Origin of the sequence: Micromonospora parva (assembly GCF_040649675.1) — a bacterium.
Classification (GTDB): domain Bacteria; phylum Actinomycetota; class Actinomycetes; order Mycobacteriales; family Micromonosporaceae; genus Micromonospora; species Micromonospora parva.
In genome coordinates this window covers 21,474-34,404 of record NZ_JBEZFX010000007.1, presented here as the reverse complement: position 1 = coordinate 34,404, position 12,931 = coordinate 21,474, and the positions used below count along the sequence as shown (strand labels likewise).

The 12,931-nt window shown below is 70.7% G+C and carries 10 protein-coding genes, 1 tRNA gene and 1 pseudogene; 3 read left to right on the top strand and 9 right to left on the bottom strand.

From position 1 onward, the window contains the following. Nucleotides 1–159: 159 nt before the first annotated feature. Nucleotides 160–1,179 (bottom strand): annotated as a pseudogene (locus AB0C03_RS18465) (hemolysin family protein); the annotation flags it as partial. A gap of 248 nt (nucleotides 1,180–1,427) precedes the next feature. Between AB0C03_RS18465 and galE the strand changes: the two are divergent. Further along, nucleotides 1,428–2,357 (top strand): UDP-glucose 4-epimerase GalE, encoded by a 930-nt coding sequence (gene galE, locus AB0C03_RS18460; protein ID WP_245233550.1) that lies wholly within the window; start codon nucleotides 1,428–1,430, stop codon nucleotides 2,355–2,357. A gap of 56 nt (nucleotides 2,358–2,413) precedes the next feature. Beyond that, nucleotides 2,414–3,583 carry a galactokinase gene (gene galK, locus AB0C03_RS18455; protein WP_210866615.1) on the top strand — a complete coding sequence of 390 codons (1,170 nt, stop codon included), beginning with the start codon at nucleotides 2,414–2,416 and terminating at the stop codon, nucleotides 3,581–3,583. A 265-nt stretch (nucleotides 3,584–3,848) separates the two neighbouring features. On the opposite strand, the gene AB0C03_RS18450 is transcribed toward galK, so the two are convergent. The 8 genes from AB0C03_RS18450 to AB0C03_RS18415 all read right to left on the bottom strand — a co-directional run bounded on the left by AB0C03_RS18450 (nucleotide 3,849) and on the right by AB0C03_RS18415 (nucleotide 11,598). Beyond that, entirely contained in the window at nucleotides 3,849–5,177 is a 1,329-nt protein-coding gene (locus AB0C03_RS18450; protein ID WP_030329093.1) for a sulfate adenylyltransferase subunit 1, read from the bottom strand. Next, on the bottom strand, nucleotides 5,177–6,088 hold the full coding sequence (gene cysD, locus AB0C03_RS18445) for a sulfate adenylyltransferase subunit CysD (protein ID WP_030329095.1): 912 nt from the start codon (nucleotides 6,086–6,088) through the stop codon (nucleotides 5,177–5,179). Before cysD ends, AB0C03_RS18450 begins: the two co-directional genes overlap by 1 nt. A gap of 75 nt (nucleotides 6,089–6,163) precedes the next feature. Beyond that, entirely contained in the window at nucleotides 6,164–6,994 is an 831-nt protein-coding gene (locus tag AB0C03_RS18440; protein ID WP_210858678.1) for an inositol monophosphatase family protein, read from the bottom strand. Nucleotides 6,995–7,125: 131 nt separating this feature from the next. Next, nucleotides 7,126–7,716, bottom strand: a complete 591-nt coding sequence (pth, locus tag AB0C03_RS18435; RefSeq protein ID WP_030329100.1) for an aminoacyl-tRNA hydrolase — start codon at nucleotides 7,714–7,716, stop codon at nucleotides 7,126–7,128. Between the two features lie 94 nt (nucleotides 7,717–7,810). Beyond that, the gene (locus tag AB0C03_RS18430) at nucleotides 7,811–8,509 is read right to left on the bottom strand and encodes a 50S ribosomal protein L25/general stress protein Ctc (protein WP_030329103.1); all 699 of its coding nucleotides are present in this window, start codon (nucleotides 8,507–8,509) and stop codon (nucleotides 7,811–7,813) included. Between the two features lie 332 nt (nucleotides 8,510–8,841). Continuing rightward, nucleotides 8,842–9,822 carry a ribose-phosphate diphosphokinase gene (locus AB0C03_RS18425; protein WP_030329105.1) on the bottom strand — a complete coding sequence of 327 codons (981 nt, stop codon included), beginning with the start codon at nucleotides 9,820–9,822 and terminating at the stop codon, nucleotides 8,842–8,844. A 58-nt stretch (nucleotides 9,823–9,880) separates the two neighbouring features. After that, entirely contained in the window at nucleotides 9,881–11,419 is a 1,539-nt protein-coding gene (glmU, locus tag AB0C03_RS18420; protein WP_156057333.1) for a bifunctional UDP-N-acetylglucosamine diphosphorylase/glucosamine-1-phosphate N-acetyltransferase GlmU, read from the bottom strand. Nucleotides 11,420–11,526: 107 nt separating this feature from the next. Beyond that, nucleotides 11,527–11,598 (bottom strand) — tRNA-Gln (locus AB0C03_RS18415). A 314-nt stretch (nucleotides 11,599–11,912) separates the two neighbouring features. Between AB0C03_RS18415 and AB0C03_RS18410 the strand changes: the two genes are divergently transcribed. Continuing rightward, nucleotides 11,913–12,878: an acyl-CoA desaturase gene (locus AB0C03_RS18410; RefSeq protein ID WP_030329112.1), complete on the top strand. Its 966-nt coding sequence runs from the start codon at nucleotides 11,913–11,915 to the stop codon at nucleotides 12,876–12,878. Nucleotides 12,879–12,931: the final 53 nt, after the last annotated feature.

The window sequence follows — 12,931 nt, the reverse complement described above, 5'->3', positions numbered from 1 at the left end:
GGCGATAATTCTGTCAGCAAGCAACCCGGTCCGTCATGACGGGCCGGCGGGTCGGCTCCGGCCCGCCGATGCCGGGGTGCTGACCTCGCGTGCTTCGCCCGCGCCAACCCGGTGCGTCGACCCGACCGTGACCCGCCGGTGCTGCCCCGCGACCGCCTCCCCGGCCGGCTCCGGGCCGCCCGCCGAGGCCGGCACAGCGTCGTACTCGCGGCGCGGCTCGGTGCCGCGCGCGGCGGAGACGGCGAGTTGGGCCACCCGGCGGCCGTCCAGCGTGAGCACCCGCAGCAGCCAGCCGGCCGGCAACTCGGCCGGATCGGGAGCGCCGACGTCGGCGGGCTCAGCGGGCACCGGCACCTCGTCGCCGGTCACTGGAAGCCGACCCAGCGCGGCCATCACGAACCCACCCACCGTCTCGTACGGGCCGGCGGGTAGCGCCACCCCGGTCCGCTCCGCGAAGTCAGCGAGGTTGAGGCGACCGTCCACCACGGCGGGCAGGCCAGCGTGCACCGGGTCCGGGGCGGCGTCGTACTCGTCGTGGATCTCACCGACCAGCTCCTCGATGAGGTCCTCCAGGGTGACGATCCCGGCCGTGCCGCCGTACTCGTCCACCACCACCGCGAGGTGCTGGCCCTCCCGCCGCATCTCGGTCAGCGCGGCGAGCACCCGTTTGCTGCCGGGGAGCCGCTTCACCTCCCGGGCCAGCTCACCGACGGTGAGGCACGGGTCGGCGTCCGGGCGCAGCAGCACGTCCCGGAGGTGTACGAAGCCGATCACGTCGTCGTGGGTGGCGTCGGTGACCGGGTAGCGGGTGTGTGTTTCGGCGCGGACCAGTCGGGCGGCTTCGCCGATGGTCAGCCGCGCCGGCAGGAAGACCACCTCGGTGCGCGGCATCATCACCTCGCGGATCAGACTGGCACCGGCCACCAGGACCTCGTCGATGATCCGGCGCTCGTCCGGGTCGAGCACCGTGTTCGCCGCGACCAGGTCCCGCAGATCGGCCTCCGAGATGCGCTCCCGGCCGGCCGTCGGACCGGTCCCGAGCAGGTCGGTGACGAGTCGGGTGGCACCGTCCGCCGCGCGGACCAGCACCCGGGCGACGGCCCGGGCGAGCGGACCGGGGTCGCGGCGGGGGTGTGCCCGCGCGCGTCGCCGGAGCCCGGTACGGGCCACTTCCCGCATGACAGAGATGGTAGACACCGTGGGCCCGCCGCACCGGCCATCCGGCGGAGCGGCCACAGATGTTCGGCTCTGTTTAATCGTGAGAGATTATGATGGAATGGGTTGCCGGTGGTGTCGGCGAGGATGCCGGCCACCGCCCTAGTGTGATCACCCAAAGGGCCACGTCCCGGGCGGGCCAGGCAGGAGGCAACGACGTGAAACTGCTCGTCACCGGGGGCGCCGGCTTCATCGGGAGCGTGGTGACCCGGATGCTGCTCGACGCGGGCCACCAGGTGGTCATCCTGGACGACCTCCGCACCGGCCACCGCGAAGCCCTCGCCCCGGACGCCACCCACGTCGAGGCGTCCATCCACGACGCCGCCCGCGTCATCACCGCCGACGCCGGCTTCGACGGGGTGCTGCACTTCGCCGCCCTCATCGCCGCCGGCGAGTCGATGATCAAGCCAGAGTTGTACTGGCGGAACAACACCGTCGGCACGCTCGCCCTGATCGACGCCGTCCGGGCGGCCGGGGTGCCCCGGATGGTCTTCTCCTCCACCGCCGCCGTCTACGGCAACCCCACCGAGCTGCCCATCACCGAAAACGCGGTGAAGGCGCCCACCAACACGTACGGCGCCACCAAACTCGCCGTCGACATGGCACTCACCTCCGAGGCGATCGCGCACGGGCTGGCCGCCGTGTCACTGCGCTACTTCAACGTGGCCGGCGCCCACCTTGCCGGCGACATCGCGCTCGGCGAGCGGCACGACCCGGAGACCCACCTGATCCCGATCGCGCTGGACGTCGCCGCCGGCCGGCGGGAGAAACTCCAACTCTTCGGGGACGACTACCCCACCGTCGACGGCACCTGCGTCCGCGACTACATCCACGTCGCCGACCTGGCCCGCGCGCACCTGCTGGCGCTGGACGCGGCCACCAGCGGCCAGCACCGGATCTACAACCTGGGCAACGGCAACGGCTTCACCAACCGGCAGGTCGTCGACGTGGTCCGCGAGGTCACCGGGCACCAACTGCCCGTCGAGGTCGCCCCGCGCCGCGAGGGCGACCCGGCCGAGTTGGTCGCGTCGTCCACGCTGGCCCGCGAGGAGCTGGGCTGGGTGCCGCAGAAGCCGACCCTGCACGACATGGTCGGGGATGCCTGGGCGTTCTACCGCACGCACATCCTGGGCCAACAGTGAGTGCGAGGAGTGAGCCGGGTTTGCGAGCCCCGCAGCCGCGAACGAAGGGAGACGCCGTGACCCACCCGGCCGATGATGTCGCCGAGCGGGCGGCGGCCGGCTTCTCCGCACAGTTCGGCGGGCAGGCATCCGGGCGCTGGGCGGCCCCGGGTCGGGTCAACCTGATCGGCGAGCACACCGACTACAACGAAGGCTTCGTGCTGCCGTTCGCCCTGCCGATGCGCACCGTCGTCGCCGCCGATCGGCAGGACGGGGAGCACTGGACGGTCTGGTCCGAGCTCTCCGGCGAGACGATCACCTTCGGCGCGGACGACGTCGCCGAGCCGGGCCGGGTCACCGGCTGGGGCGCGTACGTCGCGGGTGTGGTCTGGGCGCTGCGCGAGGCGGGTCATCCCGTGCCGGGTGCCCGGCTGGCGATCGCTTCCGACGTGCCGCTGGGTTCCGGGCTCTCCTCCTCGGCCGCGCTGGAGTCAGCCGTACTGGCTGCCCTGCTCGACCTCGGCGGGCTGGAGCTGGCCCCGGAACTGCAACCCCGGCTGGCACAGCGGGCGGAGAACGTCTACGTGGGTGCGCCGACCGGCATCATGGACCAGTCGGCGGCGATCCGTTGCCGGGCCGGACACGCCCTCTTCCTCGACTGCCGCGACGAGTCGGTCGAGCACATCCCGTTCGACCTGGACGCTGCCGGCCTGGCCGTGCTGGTCATCGACAGCCGGGCACCGCACCGCCACGCCGACGGGGAGTACGCGGCCCGCCGCCGTTCCTGCGAGGCCGGCGCCAGCGCGCTCGGGGTTGCCGCGCTGCGGGATGTGGGCATCGACCAGCTCGACGCCGCGTTGGCTCAGCTCGACGACGAGGAGACCCGGCGTCGCGTCCGACACGTGGTCACCGAGGACCAGCGCGTACTCGACACGGTGGCGCTGCTGCGTGCCGCCCGGGTCCGCGACATCGGCCCGCTGCTGACGGCCTCCCACGTCTCGATGCGCGACGACTTCGAGATCACCGTGCCGGAGATCGACACCGCTGTCGAGGCGGCGTTGGCGGCCGGCGCGCTGGGCGCCCGGATGACCGGTGGCGGCTTCGGCGGATGCGTGCTCGCCCTGATCGAGGCCGACCGCGCCGACGAGGTCGCCGCCGCCGTGACCGACGCGTACGCGGCGCAGGGTTTCACCGCCCCCACCACCGTGACGGTCCTCCCCTCCCCCGGCGCCACCCGCCTCCGCTAACCCCCAACACGCCCCAGGTTGATCAAGAAGTTTGCGTCACTTTCAGCCCGCATCCTGACGCAAACTTCTTGATCACCGGGCTGGGCCGGGCTGGGGCCGGAAGGCTGGGGGATGGAGATCGTGCTTGTTCAGTGAAGTAGTGGCCTCGCCCGGCGGGCGAGGCCACTACTTCATGGATCGAGCGCGATCTTGGCCCGGACACGGGTTCGCGGGCGCGACAGCGCGGGCGTTCGTGGGCCGTTGGTGGGGTGGGGGTCGAGAGGGGTTAACTGGCTTCGACGATCATGGCGGCGCCTACCGTGCGGTTGGTTGCCTCGTCGATGATGACGAAGCCGCCGGTGGTGCGGTTGCGGCGGTACTCGTCGGCCAGCAGCGGCACCGTCGTACGCAGCCGCACTCGACCGATCTCGTTGAGCCGCAGCTCGTCGGCCGACTCGTCGCGGTGCAGCGAGTTGATGTCCAGCCGGTAGTGCAGCCCGCGCACGATCGCCCGAGCCGACCGGGTGGTGTGCTTGATCGCGTACCGACCGCCAACCCGCAGGGGGGCCGTCTCGTCCATCCAGCAGACCATCGCCTCGATGTCCTGGGCCACCGCCGGCGCGTTGTTCGGCCGGCAGATCAGGTCCCCTCTTGAGATGTCGATCTCGTCGGCCAGTCGTACCGTGACCGACATCGGCGGGAACGCCTCCGCGACCGGCCCGTCGGCGGTCTCCACGGCGGCGATCCGGCTGGTGAAGCCGGAGGGCAGCACCATCACCTCGTCACCCGGCTTCAGCACCCCGGAGGCGACCTGACCGGCGTAGCCGCGGTAGTCGGTGACGGTGGTGGACTGCGGACGGATCACGTACTGCACCGGGAACCTGACGTCGACCAGGTTACGGTCGCTCGCGATGTGCACCCGCTCCAGGTGGTGCAGCAGCGAGGGGCCTTCGTACCACTGCATGTTCTCCGACCGGGACACGATGTTGTCGCCACGCAGCGCGGAGACCGGCACCACGGTCAGGTCCGGTACGTCGAGCTTCGCCGCGAACGCGGTGAACTCGTCGGCGATCCGCTCGTAGACCTCCTGCGACCAGTCGACCAGGTCCATCTTGTTGACACAGAGGACCAGGTGCGGCACCCGCAGCAGGGAGCAGAGGAACGCGTGCCGGCGGGACTGCTCGACCAGGCCCTTGCGCGCGTCCACCAGGATCAACGCCAGGTCCGCCGTCGATGCTCCGGTGACCATGTTGCGGGTGTACTGGATGTGGCCGGGGGTGTCGGCGATGATGAACTTGCGCCGGGGGGTGGCGAAGTAGCGGTACGCCACGTCGATGGTGATGCCCTGCTCCCGCTCGGCACGCAGGCCGTCGGTGAGCAACGCCAGGTTGGTGTATTCGTCGCCGCGGGCCGCGCTGACCGCCTCCACGGCCGCCAACTGGTCGGTGAAGAGCGACTTGGTGTCGTAGAGCAGTCGCCCGATCAGGGTCGACTTCCCGTCGTCGACGCTGCCGGCGGTGGCGAACCGCAGCAGGTCCATGGCCCGGGCCTCCGGCCCGGCCCCGGCAACAGCCCGGCCATCCGCGTCCGCGGAGGCCATGATCTCGGTGCTCATCAGAAGTAGCCCTCCCGCTTGCGGTCCTCCATGGCGGCCTCACTGACCCGGTCGTCACCACGGGTGGCACCGCGCTCGGTGATCCGGGTGGCCGCCACCTCCTCGATGACCTTCTCCACGGTGTCCGCATCAGAGCGGACCGCGGCGGTGCAGGAGGCGTCGCCGACGGTGCGGTAGCGCACCTGGGCCTTGAACCGCTCCTCACCCGCGCGGGGGCGGAAGAACTCGTTGACGGCGTAGAACATGCCGTCCCGTTCGACCACCTCGCGCTCGTGCGCGTAGTAGATCGACGGCAGCGGGATGCGTTCCCGGGCGATGTAGTGCCAGACGTCCAGCTCGGTCCAGTTGGACAGTGGGAAGACCCGGATCGACTCGCCCGGGTGGTGCCGGCCGTTGTACAGCGACCACAGCTCCGGCCGCTGGTTCTTCGGGTCCCACTGACCGAACTCGTCGCGGAAGCTGAACACCCGTTCCTTCGCCCGGGCCTTCTCCTCGTCCCGGCGGGCGCCACCGAACAGCGCGTCGAAGCGGTGCTTCTCCACCGCGTCCAGCAGCACCGGCGTCTGGATCCGGTTGCGCATGCCGTCGGCGGACTCCCGGACCATGCCGCTGGCCAGGGCCTCCGGCACGCTCGCCACGACGAGTTGCAACCCCAGCTCGGCGACCCGCTGGTCGCGGTATTCCAGGACCTCGGGGAAGTTGTGCCCGGTGTCGACGTGCATGACCGGGAAGGGGACGTTGGCCGGGGCGAACGCCTTCTGCGCCAGCCGCAGCATGACGATCGAGTCCTTGCCACCGGAGAAGAGCAGCACCGGCCGTTCCATCTCGGCGACCACCTCGCGCATCACGAAGATGCTCTCCGCTTCGAGGGCGTCCAGGTGGGAGACCTGGTACGCCGCGGGGGTGGTCATGACACCGGCTCGATTCGCTCGCTCATCCGATTTCCAGACCTTTCCGGTCGGGCATGTCAAGAAAGTGCGCTCAGGCTACCCGGAATGTTTCTGCAGCGCTGCAAGCAACCGGGTGGCGAGATCCTTGCGACAGACCAGGAGGTCGGGCAGTCGCGGATCCGCCTCGTTGTATTTCAGCGCAGAACCGTCGATCCGGGAAGCGTGCAGTCCGGTGGCCGTCGCCACAGCGACCGGGGCCGCCGAATCCCACTCGTACTGCCCACCTGCATGGATGTACGCGTCCACCTCGCCGGTGACCACGGCGGCGATTTTCGCTCCGGCCGAACCCATCGGCACCAGGTGCGCGCCGACGTCCTCGGCCAGGTCGGTCAGGAAGACCGGCGGCCGGCTCCGGCTCGCCGCCAGGCGGATCTTCCGCTCGCCGGCAGTCGCCGCCTCCACTGTCATCGGCGGGTACGCCGGCGGGTAGTCGGTGCCCAGCACCCGGTGCTGCGCCGGCAACCCCACCGCCCCGGCGACCAGCCCGTGCGGACTCGGCGCGCTGCGTGCCCAAAGTGCCACGTGCACCGCCCAGTCCGAGCGGCCCTCCTCGGAGAACTCCCGGGTGCCGTCCAACGGGTCGACGATCCACACCCGGTCCGCGGTCAACCGCGACACCGCCCCGGTGTTCACCTCCGCGGCCCAGGCCAACCGCGACCCCTCGTCCTCCTCGGAGAGCACCGCGTCACCCGGACGCCACTTCGCCAACTCCGTGCGGATCAGGTCGTGCGACACCTTGTCCCCGGCCGACTTCAGCGCGCCGGTGTCGGCGAAACCCATCTCGGTGCGCAGGTCGAGCAGCGCCTGCCCGGCCCGGGACGCCAACCATCGGGCGAACGCGCCATCGATCATCGGAGGACTGCTCATCTGCCCGCTCCCGTCGCCTCGCCGCGCTGCCCGCACGGGCCGATCCGCCGCGACTCGCGTCGCCGGTCGCGGCACGCCGAAAGGCGCAGACTACCGGGCCGTCGTTTCCGAGTCGGTACGCCCCGCCCGGCTCAGCTGCCGTGGTAGAGGTTCTGCGTCGGCTCCACGCCCTTGGTGATCACCGACTCCACCACGTCGGCGGCCCGGTCCACCAGGAAATCCAGCTCCTTGCGTTCTGCCGTGCCGAAATCCGACAGCACATAATCCGCTGGGTCCTGCCGCCCCGGCGGTCGACCGACGCCGAACCGCACCCGGGCGTAGTCCTTAGTCCCCAGGGACTTCGACATCGAGCGCAGGCCGTTGTGCCCGCCCTCACCGCCGCCGAACTTGACCCGCACCTGACCGAACCCGATGTCCAGCTCGTCGTGCACCGCGATCACCTGCGTCGTCGGCACCTTGTAGAACTGGGCCAGCGCCGCGACCGGCCCACCGGAAAGGTTCATGTACGTCAGTGGCTTGACCAGCACCAGCTTCGGCCCACCGAACCCCAGCCGCGCCTCGGCCACCTCGGCCACCGCCCGCTTGTGCCGGCCGAAACGGGCACCCACCCGACCGGCCAGCAGGTCGGCCACCATGAACCCGACGTTGTGCCGGTTCCCGGCGTACTCCCGACCGGGGTTGCCCAGGCCGACCACCAGCCACGGCCCCGCCTCGTCCGTCACGACCCGTCCCTTCCGACGCCCATCCCAGCGACTCCCGATATGCCGACAGGCGCCCCCGAACATCCGGGGACGCCTGTCGCAGAGCTTGAACCGATCAGGCCTCGGTGCGCGCCTCGGCGTTCTCGTCGCCCTCGGCGGCCGGGGCGGCGTCCGCGCCCTCGGAGCCCTCGGTGGTCTCGCCGACCTCGGCCTCGGCCTCGTCGGTGGCAACCTCGACCTCGGGCAGCGTCGCCTCGAGCTGCTCGGCGGTCGGGGCGGCGGTCACCGAGGCGACGGTCATCTCCGAGTCGGCAGCCAGCTCGACGCCGGCCGGCAGCTGGACGTCGCTGGCGGTCACCTGGCTGCCCGCCTCCAGGCCCTCGATCGAGGCCTCGAGGTGGTCGGGGACCTTGGTGGCGTCCGCGGTCACCGAGAGGGTGTCGTGGTCGTGCACGATCAGGGTGTCCCGGGCCGCCTCGCCGGTCAGCTGGACCGGGACCTCGACGGTGACCTTCTCGCCCCGGCGGACCAGGATCAGGTCGACGTGCTCGAAGGTGTCGCGGATCGGGTCACGCTGGATCGCCTTCGGCAGCGCCAGCACCTGGGTGCCGTCGGTGATGTCGATCGCGAAGAGCTGGTTGGCACCGCCCTTGCGGATCGCCGCGGCGAACTCCCGCGACGGCAGCGCGATGTGCTTGGGCTTCTCGCCGTGGCCGTACAGCACGGCGGGCACCTTGCCGGCCCGGCGGGTACGGCGGGCACCACCCTTGCCGAACTCGGTACGGGGCTCGGCGCTGATCTTTACCTCGGACACGGGGAAACTCCTGATGCTTTTCGCTGCGGCGGCTTGTCGTCTAACGGTGCTGGGGCGAGGGGCTCGCTGGGGCTCATGCGTCATGAACGACTGCCCGGAGCACCGCGTCGATGACGGTGCCTCCGTGCGGCGCTTTTCAGCGGCCCGCCGGGCACCCTCGCCGTGGCAACCGCACCAGTCTACCCGAGCTGTTTCCAGGGTTTCCGGCAGTCCCCGATCACGGCTCAAGACCGGCCCGCCGGTGGTGCTTCCACCAGCGCGCCGGCCCCGTTTCCGCCAGTTTGCCAGCCCCGCCCCGCCAGCGTGTCAGGTGGCGGAAACGGGGCTCGGGGTCAGCTCAGGCCACCGAAGAGGGTGGTCACCGAGCCGTCGTCGAAGACCTCCCGGATCGCCCGCGCCAGCAGCGGCGCGATCGACAGCACGGTGAGCTTGTCCAACTGCTTCTCCGGCGGGAGCGGCAGCGTGTTCGTCACCACGATCTCGCTGATCGAGCTGTTCTTCAGCCGCTCGGTGGCCGGGTCGGACAGCAGCGCGTGGGTGGACGCGACAACGATCTCCGCGGCACCCGACTCCTTGAGGATGTCGGCGGCCTTGGCGATCGTGCCCCCGGTGTCGATCATGTCGTCGACGATCAGGCAGACCCGACCCTCGACCTCACCGACCACCCGGTTCGCCACGACCTGGTTCGGCTTCATCGGGTCACGGGTCTTGTGGATGAACGCCAGCGGGCAGCCGCCCAGCCGGTCGGTCCACCGCTCGGCCACCCGCACCCGGCCGGAGTCCGGTGCCACCACTGTCATCGGCCGGCCGGCGTACTTGTGCTCCACGTACTCGGCCAGGATGTCCATCGCGAAGAGGTGGTCCACCGGGCCGTCGAAGAAGCCCTGGATCTGCGCGGTGTGCAGGTCGACGGTGAGGATGCGGTTGGCGCCGGCGGTCTTCAGCAGGTCCGCCACCAGGCGGGCCGAGATCGGCTCCCGGCCGCGGTGCTTCTTGTCCTGGCGGGCGTACGGGTAGAACGGCAGCACCACGGTGATCCGCTTGGCCGACCCCCGCTTCAGCGCGTCGACCATGATCAGGGTCTCCATGACCCAGGTGTTCACCCCGTGCGTGACGGACTGCACCACGAAGGCGTCCGAACCACGTACCGAGTCCTTGAAGCGTACGAAGATCTCGCCGTTGGCGAACTCGTAGGCGTCGGCCGGAGTCGGCGCGACGCCGAGCACCTCGCCGATCTCCTTGGCCAACTCCGGAAAGCCACGTCCGGAAAAGAGCATCAGGCTTTTGCGGTTTTCGGCGACGATGCTGCCCATGGGCCCGTCTGCTCCCGTTTTGTCGGCGGTACCCGACCCGGTGGTGGTGGGTCAGGGACTATTCGGTTGCAGTATCTCCCGGGCCGGATGTGCCGCCCACTCTCTTGGCTCCCCCGTGCATTGCCTCACTGTCGCTTGCGGCACCGGCCACACCCGACGCACCCTCGGCGGCGCGTTGCGCCCGCTCGGCAGCCGCCGCGGAGACCGTTCCGGGGCGCTTGCGCTGCACCCAGCCCTCGATGTTGCGCTGCGGTGCCCGGGTGACCCCGAGCGCGCCCGGTGGGACGTCCTGCGCGATCGCGCTACCCGCCGCCACGTAGGCACCGGCACCGACCTCGACCGGCGCGATCAGGCTCGTGTCGCAGCCGACGAAGGCACCCTCACCGACGATCGTGCGGTTCTTGTTCACCCCGTCGTAGTTCACGAAGATGGTCGCCGCGCCGATGTTGGCCTTCGCGCCGATCGTGGCGTCACCGACGTAGCTGAGGTGCGGAACCTTCGCACCCGGACCGATCTCGGTGTTCTTCACCTCGACGAACGTGCCGACCTTCGACTTCTCGGCCAGTCGGGCGGCCGGCCGCAGGTACGCGTACGGCCCGACGGTGGCGCCCGCGCCCACCTCGGCGCCGTCGGCGTGACTGCGGATCACCGACGCGCCCGGGCCGACGACCGTGTCGATCAGGGTGACGTCCGGGCCGATCACCGCGCTCGCGCCGACCACCGTGCTGCCGCGCAACTGGGTGTTCTGGTCGACCACGGCGTCGCGGTCCAGCGCCACGGTCACGTCGATCCAGGTGGTGACGGGGTCGAGCAGGCTCACCCCGGTGCGCATCCACGCCTCGTTGATCCGGTCGCGCAGCAGCCGGCGCAGCGACGCCAGCTCCACCCGGTCGTTGCAGCCCAACGTCTCGACGTGGTCCACGGCGACGTGCACCGCCACCGGCTCACCGGCCGAGCGCAGCAGGCCGAAGACGTCCGTGAGGTATTCCTCGCCCTGGTCGTTGTCGGTGGAGAGCTTGCCCAGCGCCTCGCGCAGCCGCACCGCGTCGAACGCGTAGATGCCGGCGTTGATCTCCCGGATCGCGCGCTGCGTCGCGTCGGCGTCACGTTCCTCGACGATCTGCTCCAGGCGGCCGTCGGCGTCCCGGACGATCCGGCCGAGGCCGGTGGGGTCGGGCACCTCGGCGGCCAGCACGGTGGCCGCCGCGGCGGCTTCCTCGTGCGCGGTCACCAGCGCGCCGACGGTCTCGGGTCGCAGCAGCGGCACGTCCCCGTTGATCACGACGACCGTGCCGGCGCCCTCCGGCACCGCGTCCAGCGCGATGCGGACGGCGTGCCCGGTCCCGAGCTGCTCGGCCTGGAGCACCGGCGTGGCGTCCGGGGCGACCTCGGACAGGTGCGCCCGGACCTGGTCGGCGCCGTGTCCCACCACGACGACGGTGCGGTCCGCGCCCAGCGGGGCGGCGGCGCTCAGCACGTGACCGAGCAGCGTGCGACCGAGCAGGGGGTGCAGCACCTTGGGCAGTGTCGACTTCATCCGCTTGCCCTCACCGGCGGCGAGCACGACGACGGTACGGAGGTGGGGCTGGGGCACGATGTGGCTCCCGTCGGGACGGCGGACACTCTCGCGGCCATGCTAGCCGCGCGGCCCGGCACCTTCCCCGCTTACCCCTACTGGGCCCCAAAACGGACCTAGGTGTGCAGCTCGGCCGCCAGGGTTCGAACCTGAAATACGGGTACCAAAGACCCGGGTGTTGCCAATTACACCACGGCCGATCAGCGACGCGAGCACGTCGCTTGAGGGATGGACATCCCGCCGCTACACCTTAGCGCCCCGGCCGCCGGGCGCCATCGCTCATCCCGCCGCACGGCTGGCGACCGACCCGCTCGGCACGTCGGGGCGGCCGACCCGCACCCCGGCCGCCTGCCTGCCGGAGTACCCACGTACCCCGCCACAATCCTCGGCTGACCTGCGTCTTTGATCAGTTTCGCGAGGGTGATTCGAAACTTCCCCGTGCGATCTACGGAGCCGTAAGTTACGGTGACGTAGGCGTAAGTTAGTGATCGTCATCTTCCCCCTGCGAGGTCCCATGTCCACCGCTCTGCTCGATCCCCACACCGCTGGCCCCGGCCCCAAACCACTCACCGACGGCAGCCAGTCCCCCGGCATCCTGGCCGCCCTCTGGGCTTTCGTGGTCATCCCCTTCGTCGCCCTGCTGGTCGCCGTGCCGGTGGCCTGGGGCGGCTGGCTGGGCTGGACCGACGTGATCATCGGCCTGGTCTGGTACGTCGTCTCCGGGCTCGGCATCACCGTCGGTTTCCACCGCTACTTCACCCACGGCTCGTTCAAGGCCAAGCGGTGGCTGCGGGTGACTCTGGCCGTCGCGGGTTCACTGGCGGTGCAGGGTGAGATCATTCAGTGGGTCGCCGACCACCGACGGCACCACGCCTTCTCCGACCTGGAGGGTGACCCGCACTCGCCGTGGCGCTTCGGCACCAGCTTCTGGGCGTTGACCCGCGGCCTGTTCCACGCCCACGTGGGCTGGCTGTTCCGCCGGGAGCTGTCCAACCGGGCCCGTTTCGCACCGGACCTCATCGCCGACCGGGACATCAGCCGGGTCGACCGGCTCTTCCCGATGCTCGTGGCCATCTCGCTGCTCGGCCCGGCGCTGATCGGCGGCCTGGTGACCTGGTCCTGGCAGGGTGCGCTGACCGCGTTCTTCTGGGCCGGGCTGGTCCGGATCGGCCTCCTGCACCACGTCACCTGGGCGATCAACTCGGTGTGCCACGTCTACGGCGAGCGTCCGTTCGCGATGCGCCAGGGCGACCGCGCCTCGAACTTCTGGCCGCTGGCGATCCTGTCCTTCGGCGAGAGCTGGCACAACCTGCACCACGCCGACCCGACCAGCGCCCGGCACGGCGTGCTGCGCGGTCAGGTGGACATCTCCGCCCGCGTGATCTGGTTGTTCGAGAAGATCGGCGCGGCGACGCAGGTGCGCTGGCCAAAGCCGGAACGCATCGCCGCCAAGCTCGTGAAGCCGGTCGCACCCCACTGAAACCGGGCGGTGCTCGTGGACACCGCCTGGCAGGATGTTCGGATGACCGAGCG